At 47.2% G+C, this 16,631-nt stretch carries 14 protein-coding genes; 4 read left to right on the top strand and 10 right to left on the bottom strand.

From position 1 onward, the window contains the following. Positions 1-20 precede the first annotated feature (20 nt). Positions 21-554, top strand: a complete 534-nt coding sequence (locus CALK_RS00935; RefSeq protein WP_022635760.1) for a YfiR family protein — start codon at positions 21-23, stop codon at positions 552-554. Next, entirely contained in the window at positions 551-2,794 is a 2,244-nt protein-coding gene (locus CALK_RS00930; RefSeq protein ID WP_022635759.1) for a response regulator, read from the top strand. The genes CALK_RS00935 and CALK_RS00930 overlap by 4 nt, the downstream gene beginning before the upstream one ends. A 122-nt stretch (positions 2,795-2,916) precedes the next feature. Here the strand turns inward: CALK_RS00930 and CALK_RS00925 are convergent, their stop codons facing one another. Further along, positions 2,917-3,834, bottom strand: a complete 918-nt coding sequence (locus CALK_RS00925) for an aldo/keto reductase (RefSeq protein WP_022635758.1) — start codon at positions 3,832-3,834, stop codon at positions 2,917-2,919. 280 nt (positions 3,835-4,114) lie between these two features. On the opposite strand from CALK_RS00925, the gene CALK_RS13250 reads away from it, so the two are divergent. Together CALK_RS13250 and CALK_RS11830 are read left to right on the top strand one after the other, a co-directional pair. After that, positions 4,115-4,816 (top strand): transporter substrate-binding domain-containing protein, encoded by a 702-nt coding sequence (locus CALK_RS13250; protein ID WP_022635757.1) that lies wholly within the window; start codon positions 4,115-4,117, stop codon positions 4,814-4,816. Beyond that, on the top strand, positions 4,797-7,928 hold the full coding sequence (locus tag CALK_RS11830; protein ID WP_022635756.1) for a PAS domain S-box protein: 3,132 nt from the start codon (positions 4,797-4,799) through the stop codon (positions 7,926-7,928). The genes CALK_RS13250 and CALK_RS11830 overlap by 20 nt, the downstream gene beginning before the upstream one ends. Position 7,929: 1 nt before the next feature. On the opposite strand, the gene cmoB is transcribed toward CALK_RS11830, so the two are convergent. The 9 genes from cmoB to CALK_RS00870 form a co-directional block, all read right to left on the bottom strand. Continuing rightward, positions 7,930-8,889 carry a tRNA 5-methoxyuridine(34)/uridine 5-oxyacetic acid(34) synthase CmoB gene (cmoB, locus tag CALK_RS00910; protein WP_022635755.1) on the bottom strand — a complete coding sequence of 320 codons (960 nt, stop codon included), beginning with the start codon at positions 8,887-8,889 and terminating at the stop codon, positions 7,930-7,932. Continuing rightward, on the bottom strand, positions 8,880-9,590 hold the full coding sequence (cmoA, locus tag CALK_RS00905) for a carboxy-S-adenosyl-L-methionine synthase CmoA (RefSeq protein WP_022635754.1): 711 nt from the start codon (positions 9,588-9,590) through the stop codon (positions 8,880-8,882). The genes cmoB and cmoA overlap by 10 nt, the downstream gene beginning before the upstream one ends. An 80-nt stretch (positions 9,591-9,670) precedes the next feature. Then, the gene (locus CALK_RS00900; RefSeq protein ID WP_034636123.1) at positions 9,671-10,471 is read right to left on the bottom strand and encodes an ABC transporter permease; all 801 of its coding nucleotides are present in this window, start codon (positions 10,469-10,471) and stop codon (positions 9,671-9,673) included. Beyond that, positions 10,464-11,129, bottom strand: a complete 666-nt coding sequence (locus tag CALK_RS00895) for an ABC transporter ATP-binding protein (RefSeq protein WP_022635752.1) — start codon at positions 11,127-11,129, stop codon at positions 10,464-10,466. Before CALK_RS00895 ends, CALK_RS00900 begins: the two co-directional genes overlap by 8 nt. 51 nt (positions 11,130-11,180) lie before the next feature. Beyond that, a complete protein-coding gene (locus CALK_RS00890; protein WP_022635751.1) occupies positions 11,181-11,447 on the bottom strand; it encodes a DUF1805 domain-containing protein in 267 nt (88 codons plus the stop codon). Then, the gene (locus CALK_RS00885) at positions 11,447-12,622 is read right to left on the bottom strand and encodes a polysaccharide deacetylase family protein (protein ID WP_022635750.1); all 1,176 of its coding nucleotides are present in this window, start codon (positions 12,620-12,622) and stop codon (positions 11,447-11,449) included. The genes CALK_RS00890 and CALK_RS00885 overlap by 1 nt, the downstream gene beginning before the upstream one ends. Positions 12,623-12,787: 165 nt before the next feature. Further along, positions 12,788-14,161, bottom strand: coding sequence for an MATE family efflux transporter (locus tag CALK_RS00880; RefSeq protein WP_022635749.1), 1,374 nt, complete (start codon positions 14,159-14,161; stop codon positions 12,788-12,790). Between the two features lie 233 nt (positions 14,162-14,394). After that, positions 14,395-15,555, bottom strand: coding sequence for an AI-2E family transporter (locus CALK_RS11825; protein ID WP_022635748.1), 1,161 nt, complete (start codon positions 15,553-15,555; stop codon positions 14,395-14,397). A 201-nt stretch (positions 15,556-15,756) separates the two neighbouring features. After that, entirely contained in the window at positions 15,757-16,626 is an 870-nt protein-coding gene (locus CALK_RS00870; protein WP_022635747.1) for a DMT family transporter, read from the bottom strand. Between the last annotated feature and the right edge of the window lie 5 nt (positions 16,627-16,631).

Raw genomic sequence — 16,631 nt, 5'->3', positions numbered from 1 at the left:
TATGGAGGCTACGAGGGGCGATGGTTCAGAAGGGGATCGTTCTTTTTCTTTGTCTTGTTTCTTTTGTGTGGGCTGAAAGAGATATTTCTGAGTATCATTTGAAGAGTGCTTTTATCGAGCGATTTACCCGGTATATTATATGGCCCAAAATGTCTCAGGATAGTACTTTTCATATTGGTGTTGCCGGAGATTACGATGTTTATAGGGAGGTGTATGATTTTTTCTCTCGTCAGCCCCGTATTCAAAACAAAACTGCCCAAGTACGTCATGTGACAGATACAACGGAGTATTTTTGTGGGCAAATTCTCTTTGTGATTGATGCAAAATATCTGGACACATATACGGGGTGTTCCGGAAAAGAAGGTGCACCGCTTCTTCTTATCGGAGATCAGCCGAGCTTTTCTAAAAAAGGGGCCATGATATCTTTTTTTGTTGAGGAAAAACGCCTTCGTTTTATTATAAATCAGCAGCATATGAATGCTCTCGGCTTTCAGGTTAGTTCCTTTCTGCTTTCCATGGCTGAGATTATCAGGTTCTCCGAGGAGGATAAGTGAAACAGGGTGCATCAATCAGACAGCATATTTCAGGACTGCTCATTCTCTCTATAAGTGTTGTTATGGTGGTATTATCCACGGCATTCTTTCTTCATTTCAGGGAGAGTTTTCGTTCACAGATGGAATCCTATGTTGCCAGTACTATCTCTTTTTCTGCAGATCATTGTGTGGCTCCCTTGTTGTTTCTTGATCGTCCCGCAGCACAGCGGGTGTTATCACGGTTTGAAAAAATTCCCACCGTAACCCACGCTGTTTTGCGTGATCACACGGGCGAAGTATTTGCACAGTATCAAAGAAGTAATCATGCCAATTCTTTTCCCTCTGATACAGTGTTTGAGCCTCTGTTTCATAAGAATGCCCTCTATGCAGCCGTGGCTGTTAAGGATGATGGACTTACCCTGGGCGTCTTATCCTTGCGTGTCTCCACGGAAGAGTTGCAAGCCAGTTTGCGCCAACTGACCATGTTTCTTTTTGCCATCGCCATACCTCTGTTTGTGTTGATACTGTATTGGGGAAAACGAATGGAGTATCGCATTTCAGCACCCCTTATGCGAATTGCGAATATGGCGCGACGGACCAATCGAGACCGGCTTCATAGTAGAATATCACCAGTTGTGGATAGTTGTCGTGAGGTAGAAATCTTGGCAGAGAGCATAAATACCATGTTGGAACGTATTCAGTATGGAGAGGTACAGATAGAGAAAACCTATCATCTTTTGCATGATCTTGTTGATGCCATGCCCACCCTTGTTTTTGTGCTTGATCGACAAAACCGCACCCTTCTATGGAATAGTGCCGCTGCAAGGTATATTCCTACAGAGACCCCGGAAGAAGCTCCCCTTGATACGCTCGTGCCGGCTTTTTCATTTCTTACGCAGGAGCTGAAAAGGCTTCGTGAAAAATTCCATCCCCGAAAATTACGAAGATATGAATTACAGCTTGGCTCCATTGCCTATGCCGATGTGACGCTCTTTCCCCTGCATGAACATTCTGAAGGTGATGTGGCTCTGTTTATTACCGATGTAACAGCGGTTACACAAAAGGATGCGCAATTAATGCAAATGCAGAAGATGGAGACCGTGGGAACTCTTGCAGGAGGATTGGCTCATGATTTCAATAATGCCTTGAATGGTATTGTGGGTACCCTTTCCTTGCTGCGTCTTAACATGGCTGAAGGAGGAAGCTTACAAGAGCAAGAAGAAAATATAACCATTATGGAGGAGGCTTCTTCCCGGGCAGAGGATCTCATTCGTCAGCTCCTGACTCTCTCACAGAAACAGGATTCTTCTAAAAAACGGGTCGCCCCGTTGCTCCTTATGAAGAGGGTTAAGCGATTGTATAATACGGGTATTGGTAAGGTTGTTTCATGCCGTATTGAGAGTGATGATACTGTTCCACATATTTTTGTCGATCCATCTCAGCTTGAACAGGTATTGTTGAATCTCTGTATCAATGCTGGGCATGCCATGACAATTATGCGGGCTCCCCATGAGCAGCAGGGAGGAGAAGTGACGGTTGTCATAGAAGGGCGTACGTTCTCTGTATCCCATTCTGTACTATCCGGAGAGATTCCTCCGGGGGTATACTGTTGCATACATATCACAGATAAGGGGGTTGGTATTAAGCCGGAACATATTTCCCGTATTTTTGATCCATTTTACACAACCAAAAAGAACGGAGCCGGTACAGGTCTTGGTCTTTCTATGGTATTAAATATTGTACAACATAATGAAGGATGGGTTGATGTAACTTCGCAGCCCGGTGTGGGCACTACGGTGTCACTCTATTTTACGGAGTGTGGTGAAACAGAGCGGGAAGAAGGGGCTTTCGTATCAAACAATACCCCAAGTATTCCCCAGGGAACGGGGCATGTCCTGATTATTGATGATGATCCCCTCGTGGTTCGCTTAGGAAGAAAAATACTTATGTATAGTGGATTTACCGTAACATCCTTTTATAGTGGTCCGGAGGCGCTTGCGTATTTAGAGGAAAAACAGGATCATGTTGATTGTATCCTTCTTGATATGGTGATGCCTGAGATGACCGGCCAGGAAGTATATGAAGAAATTCATGCTCGTGGGATATCTATTCCGGTTGTTTTGACCTCGGGGTATTCCCGTGATGACCGCGTAGTACAAACCATATCCTTAGGAGCAAACGAATTTCTTTCTAAGCCCTATGGCGCCAAGGAACTTGAAGAAAAAATTATTACGGCCATGTCCTCAGAAATAAGAGAATAAGTTCTTTTTACAAATACCAAGGGCAAGGGGAGGTTTCTGGTTCCCTGCCATACAATAAACAGCGGCCCCTGTTTGGTGACAGGAGCCGTTCGTAATTGGGAGTATGCCCCGTGTAACGGGGGTTATGGCAGTGGATGCCCCGCTGCGCGGTATATTTCATACCATTCCTGCCGTGAAAGAGAGAGTGAAGAGGCAGCACAGAGCTCTCTAAGTCGATCTACCCTCGTAGTACCAACTACCGCTTGCATCTGTGCCGGATGGGAAAGTATCCACGCAAGGGCAATAGCCGAGGTGGTTACCCTATTCTCTTCAGCGAGACGAACCAAGACAGTGTTGAGCTCAGCAAAATCGGGATTATCGATATACACCCCGTCAAAAAAACCAAACTGCAGGGGAGACCATGCCTGAATGGTCATTTCAGTGAGTCTACTGTATTCAAGAATATGGCCGTGGCGATCGGGGGCCCCGTCAAAGGCAGTGTTTGCCTGAATACCCGTGGTAAAAATGCCTGCGTTGGTAGGGCTTAGCTGAAGCTGATTTACAATGAGTGGATGTTTCATGTATTTTAATAAGAGCTCTATCTGGGCACTGTTCATATTGCTGACCCCGACATGGGTCACCTTGCCAGCCGTAATTACCGTATCAAGGGCTTCGGCCACTTCCTGCGGTTCCATGAGCGTGTCGGGACGGTGCAGTATGAAGAGATCGAGATAGTCCGTGTTGAGCCGTTGAAGGCTCTCATTTACGGAACGAACAATATGCTCCTTTGAGAGATCGTAATAGCCATCGCGGATACCACATTTGCTTTGGAGCAGAAGGTCCTTTCGCAGGTGTGGGTTGGCACGAAGAAAGGATCCGAATAGTTCTTCACAAACGCCGCCACCGTAGATATCGGCATGGTCAAAGAGATTGATTCCTGCATCAAGGGCTGTATATACGAGCTGCTCCAGTTCCTTCGTATTTAAGGAGTCTATGCGCATACATCCCATAATGATGTTAGATCCAAGAAGTCCCGATTGTCCCATGTTTACTGTCTTCATGCCACCTGCCTTGTGTTATATATCCTGTTTACCCTGTCTTTGTTCTAAGATAGTTTGCGGAAGGGGGTGATTACAAGGGTCTCTGCCGATCAATCTCTCCATTTTTCTCTCACCCTGCATTCACGCCACTGTATCTGGTATCACGTGAAATAGTACGGCTTTGAGAAAAAGAGTGCCCAGCTTTTGGGGCTTTCCCTCAAGGCAATAATATAATTGCACTTTCTGCACCGTATGATATACTATGATATAGCTCTGTACGGGCTGAGTAAAGGGGGGCTTTATGCACTGGTTTTGGCGATGGGGGAGCCATTCTCACCAAGCAACACGAAGAGAAATACCGCTATTGCTTTGTACTCTCTGTATTGCTCTGGTACTTTGTGCCTCCATTCTTGGAAATTCCCATGAAACAGAGCAGACCATTATTGCCCGGGGGGATCATGCCTATCCCCCCTTTGAATATATTAATAGAATGGGGAATCCCGATGGCTTTACGGTTGATCTTATTACGGCAATTGCCGAGGAGATCGATCTTGATGTAAATATTTCCCTGGGTCCGTGGAGCACGGTGCGTCGTGAAATAGAAGAGGGTGAGATAGATCTGTTGCTCGGCATGTTTATCACTCCAGCCCGGGCTGAGGATGTTCATTTTTCTCCCCCCACAATTAGCATCTCCCATGCCGTATATATTCGCTCTGGTTCCCCCATTACGGGTATTGATGATCTTGCCGGTCGGGCCATTCTTATTCAAGAAGGAGATGTGGTTCATGATGTTGTGGAAGAAAAAAGTATGGCCGACACGGTTATTCTCCGACAGGATATGGGTGATGTGCTTCGTGATCTTGCTGCGGGGCAGGGGGGATGCGGCCATTGTTGCGTCTCTGCAGGCGAATCGTTTTATTGCGGAAGAAAATCTTACCTCTCTTCGCCCTGTGGGAGAGCCGATTTTACAAAAAGAGTACGCCATGGCCGTTGCATGGGGTAATGACTCGCTTTTAGCTCGTATCAATGAGGGGTTTCGCCGGATACAGCAAAGCGGTGAATATGATCGTATCTACCATCGGTGGTTTGGGGTGTTTGACCGTGATCACGGCTTAAGTCGGGCCCTTTTGGAAACCATTATGCGCATTGCCCCAGCGGGAATTGGCATGGTTGAGGATCGGGTCATTGTTCAGGTAAATGAATATATTTGTGATGTGACAGGTTACACAGAAAAGGAGCTTCTTGGTCAGAAGGCGGATATGCTCTATCCTTCACCGGAGGAGTCTGCCTATGTGGGGGATGAAAAATATCGGCAGATTGCCGAAAAAGGCACAGGGTCGGTGGAAACTATTTGGCAGCATAAAGATGGAAGCCTGCGTCATGTGCTTCTCTCTTCTACGCCCCTTGCCCCGGGAGATCTTTCCCGGGGAGTTATTTTTACCGTTCAGGATATTACCCCCATGAAAGAGGCTGCCCTTGAGCAGCAATCCCTCCAGGAAAATCTGGTGCACCGGACCATTCTGTTTTTAACCGGAGCCCTTATTTTTGCGGGGATCCTTGGAGTTCTCATCCTGTGGCTCTTTCAAAGCTTACGACGGGAGCGAAAAACCGCCGAGGAGCTTCACCAGGCAAATCTGGTTGTGGAAAACAGTCCCGCCGTGGTTATAAAATGGAAGCACGCCGAGGGGTGGCCCGTGCTCATGGTATCCCGAAATATTGAGCAGTTTGGCTACTCCCAGAAGGAGCTTCTTTCTGGGCAGGTGAGACATTCAGACATGGTGCACCCCGATGATATATCCGTCATGGATCGAGAGATTGCCCGTAACACGGAGGCGTATCAGGATCGGTATCGCCAGGAGTATCGCCTTGTGACAAAAGATGGGGACATACGGTGGATTGATGATCGCACTACGGTAATTCGCAATGATGCCGGAGCGGTAATTGGCTATGAGGGTATTCTTCTAGATATCACCGACCGGAAACAAGCAGAGCAGGATTTACGTGAAAATGAACAGCGGTTGAAACAGCAAAATGATGCTATTCTTCGGCTTATGTCACGGGGGACGCTTTTTCAAAGCAATTTCCGCAAGGCCGTACAACAGGTAACGGAGGTTGGAGCAACCCTTCTTGCCACGGAACGGGTGAGTGTCTGGCTCTATGAAAATGAGTACTCCGTAATTATTTGTAGTGATCTCTATGAGCAGAAAAAGGGGGGCCATTCATCGGGGGAAACCCTCCCCTGTAAAGAATTTCAAACGTATACAGAGAGCCATAAAAAGGGTAATGTTATTGCCGTAGATGATATTTTCACAGATCCGCGTACCAAAGACAGCACTGTCTCCTACTATCACGGAAACGGTATTACCTCCCTGCTGGATGTGCCAATTTATGTGCGTGATCGCTTGGCAGCCCTTTTAAGCTTTGAGCATACAGGAAGACATCGCGTATGGACCTCGGAGGATGAACGATTGGCCACTCATATGGCGGCCTTGCTCTCAATCTCTTTTACAGAAAAGGAACGAAAGGAGACAGAAGAGGCGCTTCGTGATAGTGAAGCACGGTTTAAATCGATTATAGCGGTTTCTAATACTGGTGCCTGGGAGTATCATGGCGAGACTGAGAAGCTTTGGTGCAGTCCGGAATATTTTACCATGCTGGGCAGGGTACCCCAGGAGGAAGCTCTTGCGGGGGAGGCTGATCTTTCCACCGTGTGGACGGAACTGATCCACCCTGAGGATCGATCCCGTGCTTTTTCAAATTTTTCCCGCTATTTGGCGGAGGGATCGCCGGGTATGTATGAAGATTATTTTCGTATGATACATAGAGATGGGAGTATTGTCTGGATTTTATCTCGGGGGCAGACGCTGCGCCGTGATGACGGTAGTTGTACCGATGTAACCGTGGGAACACATATTGATATGACGGAAAAGCATCAATCGGATGAACGGCAGGCAGAATTAACCAGACAGCTTCATCAAAGTAATAAAATGGAGGCTATTGGTCAGCTTGCGGGTGGGGTGGCCCATGACTTTAATAATATTATTGCTGGAATTACGGGGGCCGCAGAGCTGCTTACGGAAACAAGTGAGCTTACGCAAGAGCAAAAGGAGTGCTGTGAAATGATTCTCACTGCGGCAGATCGTGCCGGAGATGTAACGCGGAAGCTCCTGCTCTTTTCACGAAAAGGCAATGCAGAAAAAACCACCCTTGATTGTGCAACAAGCATTAATGACACTATTAGCCTCCTGCGGCATTCGGTAAATAAAAACATTACAATTATACAAGAAAATAGGGCTGAAAAGACCACCCTTGTGGGAGATGCCTCCATGCTGCAAAATGCTTTTATGAATATCGGCATAAATGCAAGTCATGCCATGCCCGAGGGAGGAGAACTCCATTTTTTGCTGGAAAACTGTATTCTTAATAGAGAGTACTGTGCCATATCTTCCTTTGATCTCACCCCCGGGGAGTATTTGAAAATTTCTATTCGTGACACGGGCTGTGGCATGGATTCTGAAACTATGTCTCGTATCTTTGAGCCCTTTTTCACCACAAAGAAAACGGGGAAAGGGACGGGACTCGGTATGTCGGCGGTGTATGGAGCGGTACAGAAACATGGTGGTGCTATTTCTGTGTACTCTGAAGTGGGAACGGGGTCGGTGTTCCATATATATCTCCCCGTGCTTTCTGAAATAGACCCCGGCATAGAGCAGGAGGAAGAGCTGCCTCAGGGTACGGGGACAATTTTAGTAATTGATGATGAAGAGCTTATTCGAAAAACCGCCTCGGCCCTCCTTGGTTCCTTGGGATATCATGTGCTCACCGCAAAAAATGGGCGGGACGGGGTAACGCTTTTTGAAGAGAAACAGAAAGAGATTGATCTGATTATCCTCGACATGATTATGCCGGTCATGGGGGGGCGGGAGACCTTTCAGAAATTGCGAAAAATAGTCCCTCATATTCCCATTATCGTAGCCTCAGGGTTTGCCAAGGAGGAGTATTTAGGAGAACTGGAACAAGATGGTGTAAATGGGTTTCTCAATAAACCGTTTCGCACACGGGATCTCGCCGCCATGGTGGCAGAACATATCTCCCCATCCACAGACTCCCCTTAGCCTAGGCGCGTCGTCGGGCGCGCACAATCGCTCGTTTTGGACGGGGATAGCCTTCCACGGTTCTGTCCTCAGTGATAAAATCACGTAAGGAGAGTGTATCCACCCACGAGGTTTTTCGCTGTTCCTTTTCCGTGGTTAGGGAAATATCGCAGAGATGAATATCCACATATTTTAAACGACGCAACCATTTTTTTAAAAGCCCCACAGATGGAATAAACCAGACATTGGGCATTTGAGCATAGCGGTCTTCCGGAATTAAGACCTCACCGTAGGAGTCATCCACCACGAGGGTTTCCACAATGAGTTCACCCCCCGGGCGCAAGAGCGATCGTATTTGTTGGAGGTGTTCCACGGGGGACTTTCGGTGATAGAGAACTCCCATGGAAAACACCGTGTCGAAGTAGTCCAGCTGGGCTGGAAGGGCTTCAGCCCCGACGGGGAGTATCCAAAAAGGTACAGGCTCTGCAAGTTTTCGCACCATAAGTTGCTGGAATACTTGAGAGAGACCCGGATCAATACCAATAACTTCCCGTGCACCCGCATCAAGCATTCGAAAGCCGTAGTAGCCGTTACCGCAGCCGATATCAAGAATACGTTTGCCGTGAAGATGAGAGATGTCACCAAGGCGGTTCCATTTTACCCGGGAGTCCCATTCACTGTCTATGGAGACACCGTTGAGATTCCACGGACCTTTTCTCCAGGGTTTTGCCTGCTGTAAGGCCTCATGGCTTGCCGTGGTGGTGTCCATAGCGCCTGTTGTAACAATGCCTTCCTTAATGGTAATAGGGTGCGGATTTCCCGCAGGAAGGGCCGCATACGCTTGGAGAAGGTGGGCTGTGAGTTTATTTTTATCGGGAGAGAGGCGACGGGTGATCTCCGGTTCAATATCCCGGAGCCATCGGCCGAAACGGGAGTGGGCGTGATGCTTGAACAGGTCGTCGTAGAAGTGTCCTATTTCCATGCGGCATATCCTCGAAATTGCAGAGCTTGAAAAATACATTCCACCCGGGAAAACCCCGCCCGGTGAAGGCGGTCACGGTGACATGTGTCTGTATCAGGTATGAGCACTTGCTCCAAGGCGGTACGTTTCTGACTGATTTCAAGATTGTTATACCCGTTTGCCCGTTTAAAGGCGTAGTAGAGTTCGGTCATCTCTTCGGTGTCATCACATTTTTCCGCAAGAAAAACCACGCCCCCCGGGAGGGTGTGGGCATAAATGCGCTGCAAGAGAGGAAGCCGTTGTTCCGGGGGGATGAATTGGAGAGTGAGGTTCAGTACGGTAAGAGAGGCTTGCTCTAAGGAAATGGTGCAGATGTCTTCACATCGGGGCACAACCTGTGCTAAACCGTAGGCACCGGCCACGTTTTTGGTGAGGGCTTCTACCATGGCTGTGCTGGTATCCACAGCGTAGATGGTACAGGAGGTCTCGCGGGCATTATGCGCTATGGCCTGCGTGGCTGTGCCTAGGGAGGCACCGAGGTCGTAGACATTACTTCCTTCCTGTACGTACTCCTTTGCCCAGAGCGCGATAAGTGATATGAGCGTTCCATAGCCCGGTACGGAGCGGGTGAGCATATCATCAAACACCTCCGTTACCTCTGCATTGAAGGTAAATTCCGCAATCTCGTTCTGTGGGGAGCGAAATAGAATATCCCGTTTCATGAAACTCTCCTTTGGGCGGGGCTTCTCCTGTACGGGCGGAAAATATATCAAGGATCTGCTTTATCAAAGCATGGTGTGTTTCACTGGTTTTTTCGTCCCGATCCCTGCTCAGGAATGACCAGTTGTGCCCGTTCATTAAAAAAGCTTTTACCCCCCAAGCGGACCATGACAAATACGGTGAGAGTCACGCTTCCCAGGATGGCTAGCATAATTGCTATTTGATATTTTATGGCCAGCATGGGAGGGGCTCCGGCAAGAATCTGTCCGGTCATCATACCGGGAAGAAAAACAATACCCATGCCCATCATGGAGTTTATTGTGGGGAGAATTGCATTGAAAAAGGCTTGGGCAGTGATGGATTCCATAACTCGTTCCGGTTTTGCTCCAAGCATAAGGGCGGTTTCTATATGGGAGCGATTATCACGTACCCCCGTAAATAGCCCCGTAATAGTTAGGGAAATTCCCGTCATGGAGTTACCGATTATCATTCCTGCCAAGGGGATAATATAATGGGGGTCATACCAGGGATCAAGGTTGAGAACCACAACAATAAAGAAGAAAAGACTCGTGAAAGACCCCATGACAAGCGCAATAGGAATGGTTTTTCCGATACCCAGGGGAAGCTGATGTTGAATACGTCCCAACACGGTATGCACCGCAAAGGCGAGCATGCAGAGAAGCACCATGGTACTAAAAATCGGCGAGGGGTTTTCAAAGAGAATTGTGAGAAGATACCCCACACAGACCAGTTGGATAGTCATGCGGATATTTGCAAGAAGTATTTGTCCTGTTGCACCGATGCGCTGTATCTGTACCAGAAGTATCAGAAGTAGTACAAATACGTAGGCAGCAGCTAAACGGGGCAGGGAAATACTAATCATGTTTTCCACGGCAGGCCTCCTCTTCTTCATTGCCTACAATGACACCCTTTTCAAGAATAATTCGTCGATCGCCGTAGGTGTGTGCTACCTCTTCAGAATGGGTTACCATTATAATGGTGCCGCTATGCCGACGAACGGTTTGGATGATCATCTCAATAATCTCATGCTCCGTGCGCCGGTCAAGGGCAGAGGAGGGTTCATCAAGGAGGAGAACCTCCGGTTTGAGCAAGAGTATTCGGGCAAGGGCCAGACGTTGTTTTTCTCCTCCCGAGAGCTGGTGTGCAGGCGTATCAAGGGGATGATTCAGGCCCGTTTCCCGAAGAAGGTCTTGAAAGACAGATCGGTTAGGAATGCTGTCATGTTCGGTGTAGTAGAGAGCGGAAGTGAAGTTATCCTCAATTGTATTGGGAAAAACCGCGGGGGTTTGTGGTAGCATCATGACTCGTCGGCGAAGTTGTTCCGGCGGGAAGGTCTCTAAGTTTTCTCCCTGAAAAAGTATTCGTCCGGTGTCAGGGCTTTTCATATTATTAAGAAGGCCTAAGAGGGTTGTTTTGCCGCTCCCGCTTGCTCCAATAATGCAGGTGAGACAGCCCGCATGAATCTCCATGTGTGGTATGGTCAGAATATCCCCATAGGTGACGTCATCTAAAACAAACACAGTACCTCCTTAGAAGGAGATAATATACATTCTAGTGTTGGCAGAAAGGTATTAGCGTAAACAGGCAAGGGCTTCTGCCCCCGTCATCCCTACAAAAACGCCCTGTTTCTGCGCCTCCGTGGAGCAGGCAAATACTGTGGCAGAGCACATTTCTTCAAAAGAGTGTACCCCGCGTACCAGGGCAATTGCTTCGCCCGTTACCTCCGCTGTGTGATGATTGAGGTAGGCGCAGGCAAGAATACCGCGCCGTCCCCGCAACATGAGCAGGGGGAGGGCGAGGTCAACTCGTATTTTTTCAAACCCCCGTAGATTGGACATTAGAGGGCCCTTGGATCTTTATACCAAGTGAAAAAATCAATGGCTGATACAATTCGTACATCCTCCTTGGTGAGGGCGTAGGCGATAAATTCAGCCAGTACTTCCCGCTGTTCTTCATTGGTAATGTTAGCAAACTTATCTTCTTCAAAATAGAATTGAGAGTGCATTCCCAAAGTCAAGGGGGCACGATTCCCCGCATATTTTCTATCAAGAGTATATTTAAGCGTTGCCAAGGATTGCTCTTTGTTCATTTCAAAGCCGCCATGATCTCCCGGCGCCCAGAGGTTGTAGTCAAGACCAGTTACTTTCCCTTGAGGATCCCAGGATACAACACCCTTCATATAGTCGCGGATACTCTCCGTAATGCCATATTCTCCCAGAACACTGTCGTGAGGAGCAAGAAAGGAGTAACAGGGAAGCTGCCAAAGATTTTCAGTTTTTTCCGATCCATCAAGGGCATAGTCCGGCGTGTTTTTCTGCAGCTGTCCTTCCCACCACGAGCTCGGATATCCCGGTATGGGATGGTTCATGGTATAGGGCCAGTGGTAGCTGCCGGGCTCTAGGGATACTTGATCGGCACTGCCGCCCTCAACGGTACTGCAGTCGTAAAGTGCGCCCATTTCTGCGGCAGCAGCAAAGGTGTATTTATTAAACTCAAGAAAGGGGGTACGAAACCCCATGGGGGTGTCTGGGCGAATAACGCCTGCTTCAAGGAGTACCTTATTAACACGGGCCATTTCCTGCATCCACTCTTCTTTGCTGAGCTCAGCACCATGGCGATGGTGTGCTGTATGATTTGCTACTTCACAGTTCATGGCAACAGCACGGTGTAATGCCTTGATTTGTGCAGAATCGTAGGTGTAGCCTGAGTTATCACTGTTCCAGTAGAGGCTAAGAGTTAGGGGGGTTCCGTCAAAGGTTGCAGGATTATTGTTTCCTGCGGGGTTTTTCTGTCCCTCAATAAGATCAAGAAGCCAGTTCATTCCCTGGGCGCAGGTGTTGTCATCAGAACCGATAATAATAAACTGGGGTACTTCTTCCGCTGAGAGGCCGTTTGGCGGATTTTGTGATGGCGCCCGGTCGATACTTTCCCGTTCTGGTGTGAGACGATACTCGTGCGGTGATTCGGGAAGAATTGATAAATCAAGGGGAGACTCTTCTCCAAAATAGCCCATAGGTTCCTGCTCCTCTCCAGTACAACTGAATAAAGACAATATAAGGGTGATATAAACAAGTGACTTTAGCAAACTCACTCCTTTTGGTTTATTATTTGTTCATAAACTAGGACAAATTTCAAAATAGATTGTGGAAATGTATTTTTGTATAGCTTTTGACAACAATTACTCATATTTTTCATTATCGCTGATAAGCCGTCGTATCCATTTACCGCTTGCAATACGCATGGTCCCCACTACTGCTTTTATCAGCTCTTCTGATGCAATAAGGAGATAGACCACTTCAATGGGAAAATTAAAATAAGTGGTAGAAATATGGGCAACGGGAATACCGATAAGCCACACCCCGCAAACATCAAGAAGCATGCCCACTTTGGTATCCCCACCACTGCGTAAAACACCATCAACAAGATGCATATTGTACATCTTAAAGGGAAGGGTTACAGCAAAGACTGAAAGAACCACCAAGGTTGTGTCACGCATTTCTCCGGTTACAGAAAAAATGGTCGGGACAACCGGAGAGATTGCGTAGAACAAAAGAGCCACAATGATACCCGCCATGGGGGCAAGGATTAAAATACGGTGTCCGTCTTGTTTAGCCTGCTCCATATTGTTCTCTCCAATGGAGTTACCGATAATTACCGATGCCGCCGTGGCTGTCCCAAAAAAGATAATAATAAACATACTGATAGTTTTTTCTGAGATACTCACAGCTGTAATAGCATCTCTTCCCAGCTGGGCGTAATATCGTTTGTAGATTGAGGTTCCCCCTGCCCACATAAACTGGTTTATAACAATGGGAAGGGACGTTTTGAAAACGCGGGTTACATACTCCCCTGTAAAGGCAGTAAGCTCTTTTACTGTTGCCGCCACGGGGGTTTTTAATCGATACGCAATGTACACCAAGAGAAGTACTTCCACAATACGAGATAGTAAGGTTGCCATGGCTGCCCCGGCAATGCCCATTTCTGGAGCTCCAAAATTTCCGAAGATAAAAATATAGTTCAAGAGAGTATTGAGAGAGAGGGCCACCACACTAATAAGCACCGGGAGTTTTGGTCGGCGAATACTCTGTAGGGCTGCGCCGTAGGAAAGGCTGATCCCTGAAAGAACATAGGAAAAGGCCACAATTTGCAAGTAGAGTGAACCTTCACTGATAATTGCAGGAGTGTCAGTATAGAATGAGAGAATTTGCTCAGGGAAGAAAAACGCGAAGAGACTGGTTGCCCCCCCAAAAACAAGGGCCACCATTAGGGTTAATCCCAGGGTTCGCTTTATACCGCGGTGATCCTTGTTGCCCCAGTATTGAGAGGTATATATAGACGCACCGCCTGTAATTCCAATCATTGTTACAATAAAAAGAAAGGTGATTTGGTTTGCTAGGTCAACAGCTGCAATGGATGTTTCGCTCACATTGGAGATCATTACTGTATCAATGAGACTCAGAGATGAGATAAGGAAGTGGCGCAGAGCCAGAGGCAGGGCTACGGGAAGGATTCGTTTAAAAAATGCCGGATCAAAGAGGGTGGCAAGGGTCACACATATCTCCTATAGTTCAATTGCTGAGGAAGAAAATATGTACCGCACAAAAAGGATGGTTGCAGAGAGGGGTACTTCTTTTTTTTAGGCTTAATAATTAACAATTCATGGATTATTTATTGTTATTTTTCAAAATATGCGTCTGGATGGTTTGAAAAAAAAAGCTCTTTTCATCTCACTTGTAGATATGCTAAGAATCGTCCCTCATACTCATTTTTCAATAAGGCCTCACCTTATGAAGAGGAAGGATCGGATTGTGTGTCTCTTGTTTGCTCCTCTTCTTCTTCAGGTGAGAGAATTGTCAGGTTAGAAGTAGTAGTGAGTGTGCCGTCACCAGAAAGAATAACCGCCAAGGCACGTGTTTGGGGGAAATTTGAAAGCACTATATTAATTACTACCATAATGGGAACAGCCAAAAACATACCAACCACACCCCAGATTTGTCCCCAGATAATTAAGAAAAGGAATATTGCTATGGGGCTGAGGTTCAGGGTTTTTCCCAAGAAGCGTGGCTCGATAACATTTCCCACAGCAAGCTGTACCGATGTGAGAGCTGTGGCAAGAACAGCCACGGTGATAAGCGAATCAAATTGTACAATGGAGAGTAATATGGGGAAAATAACCGCAATGATGGAGCCGATGGTTGGTATGTAGTTGAGGGTAAAAATAAGGACTGCCCAAAAGGAGGCAAAGTCAACGCCAAAAATGGTAAGAATGGCAAAGCTTACCAGGCCAGTAAGCAGGGAGGCCAGGGTTTTAATTTTTAAATAGCCTAAAATATCACGGTTAATTTTATTTCCCACATCCATCATATGCGAGGCCCCGCGAATACGTGTTAATTTTTCGAGCTTTTGGCGGAGGCTCTTACGCTCAAGTATAAGAAGAAGGAGGTAGATAAAGGTAAAGGTGGTGGATCGGGCCATGTCAGTGAAAAAACCGCCGAGGCTTTGAAGAAAGCTGAGATCGATGGTACTGAAGGTTAGTTGTACTAAACTCGGTATTTGTATGTTCTGGAGATGCCCCTGAAGCCACTCAGGGCTATGCGCCATAAGCCGGGTAAGGAGATTTTCCTCGCCTTGTTCGTCCTCTTCCGTTTCGGGGGTATGTTGATACGCTTCTGTAAGCTGAGAGAGTCTTCGCACAGGGCGATGGAAGGGTTCATCCAAGGCAAGGTCTCTTTGGGGGACAAAGGGAGCGCTCTCCTCGGCTTCTTCAAAGCCCGTACTGATATGAATATTTGTACCAAGAATCTGGTTGAAATGATCAATCTTCTCACGGAGGGTTCGTTCATATTTGGGAATATTTCGACGAATCGCCCGGGCATTCGTATTGATAATTGAGGCAAACCCGATAATCACAAAGGAAAGAAGAATAATCGTGGCGATATTTGCCACGGGGGTCGCGGCTTTATTAAGGAGTGAGGCCCTCTCTTTTCTTTGCAGGAGTTTCGCAATTCCCCGAGAGGTATTCGTAAAAATAAAAACAAGATACCTGCTATAACTAAAGGGATAAGAAATGATCGTGTGATCATGAGGAGGTATACCGTGAGAGCAACTAGAATAACGCTGTAGGTGATGGTTTGTACGGTGACCGGTTTAGTATTTGACTGCATACAGGCTCCAAGGGGTTATCAGAATGGTGAGGGCCGCAAAAATACAGAGCATTCCTACATAAAATGAGGCATTTGGCGGTGCTGTCTCAAGGAGGAGGGTCGCAAAGATTGTGGCAAAAACTGGCTTTGCATAAAACAGGGAAGTTCCTGCATGAATTGAAACCCGGTGTAGGCCGTAGAAGAAAAAGAGATACCCTGCCAAGGTTGCTCCAAAAATGAGATATGCCAGAGTGGGAAGTGTGGTTCCAAGGTCAGTAATATGAAAACTTTGGCTTATGGGAAGAAGGGTGAGGCCGCCGATAAGAAAAGTCATACCCGTGGTTGCAAGAGTTCCGTAATGTGCTACAAGGCTTTTGCTGAGAGTGGTATAAAAGCCAAAGGAAAGGGCGGTGAAAACCATAAGGAGAATTGTAGAGAGGCGATCTGTGGTAAGCGGGGCAAAGCCGTTGTGCACAATGTAGACGCCCACAAGGGCCATGGCCATGGCAAAGAGGGCTGCCTTGGGAAGCTTTTCACGGAGCATACACGCAGCAAAAATACTTGCAAAAAGAGGGTTAGAGCTGAACACCAGGGCAAGCTCTTCGGCACGTACACTGGTTGTTAGTAGATAGTGATATACTCCGAAGGTTGCACCAATGCCGATGGTTCCGGCAAGTATAAAGCGGCCATAATGTCGCAGGGAGATGGTTTTGCAGGTAGAAAGGGTTCCTGCAGTGATAAGAACTCCAGGAATAAGAAAACGGAGAGATGCAAGAAAGTAGGGGTCAATGGCATCATGGGGGAGAAGCTTTACTGTTACCTCAATGGTGCTAAAGAGGATAATCGTAAGGAGGATGGAAATGTAGGGCAGCATGGCGT

Source organism: Chitinivibrio alkaliphilus ACht1 (assembly GCF_000474745.1).
Lineage (GTDB): Bacteria > Fibrobacterota > Chitinivibrionia > Chitinivibrionales > Chitinivibrionaceae > Chitinivibrio > Chitinivibrio alkaliphilus.
The sequence above is the reverse complement of the archived record's forward strand: the minus strand, read 5'-3'. Positions and strand labels throughout refer to the sequence as shown.

Excerpts from the sequence above, each read along its gene's own strand:
- CALK_RS00935 (WP_022635760.1), top strand. The coding sequence starts at position 21 with ATGGTTCAGAAGGGGATCGTTCTTTTTCTTTGTCTTGTTTCTTTTGTG.
- CALK_RS00925 (WP_022635758.1), bottom strand. The coding sequence starts at position 3,834 with ATGAAGACAGTAAACATGGGACAATCGGGACTTCTTGGATCTAACATC.
- CALK_RS13250 (WP_022635757.1), top strand. The coding sequence starts at position 4,115 with ATGCACTGGTTTTGGCGATGGGGGAGCCATTCTCACCAAGCAACACGA.
- CALK_RS11830 (WP_022635756.1), top strand. The coding sequence starts at position 4,797 with ATGGCCGTTGCATGGGGTAATGACTCGCTTTTAGCTCGTATCAATGAG.
- cmoB (WP_022635755.1), bottom strand. The coding sequence starts at position 8,889 with ATGGAAATAGGACACTTCTACGACGACCTGTTCAAGCATCACGCCCAC.
- cmoA (WP_022635754.1), bottom strand. The coding sequence starts at position 9,590 with ATGAAACGGGATATTCTATTTCGCTCCCCACAGAACGAGATTGCGGAA.
- CALK_RS00900 (WP_034636123.1), bottom strand. The coding sequence starts at position 10,471 with ATGATTAGTATTTCCCTGCCCCGTTTAGCTGCTGCCTACGTATTTGTA.
- CALK_RS00890 (WP_022635751.1), bottom strand. The coding sequence starts at position 11,447 with ATGTCCAATCTACGGGGGTTTGAAAAAATACGAGTTGACCTCGCCCTC.
- CALK_RS00885 (WP_022635750.1), bottom strand. The coding sequence starts at position 12,622 with ATGGGCTATTTTGGAGAAGAGTCTCCCCTTGATTTATCAATTCTTCCC.
- CALK_RS00870 (WP_022635747.1), bottom strand. The coding sequence starts at position 16,626 with ATGCTGCCCTACATTTCCATCCTCCTTACGATTATCCTCTTTAGCACC.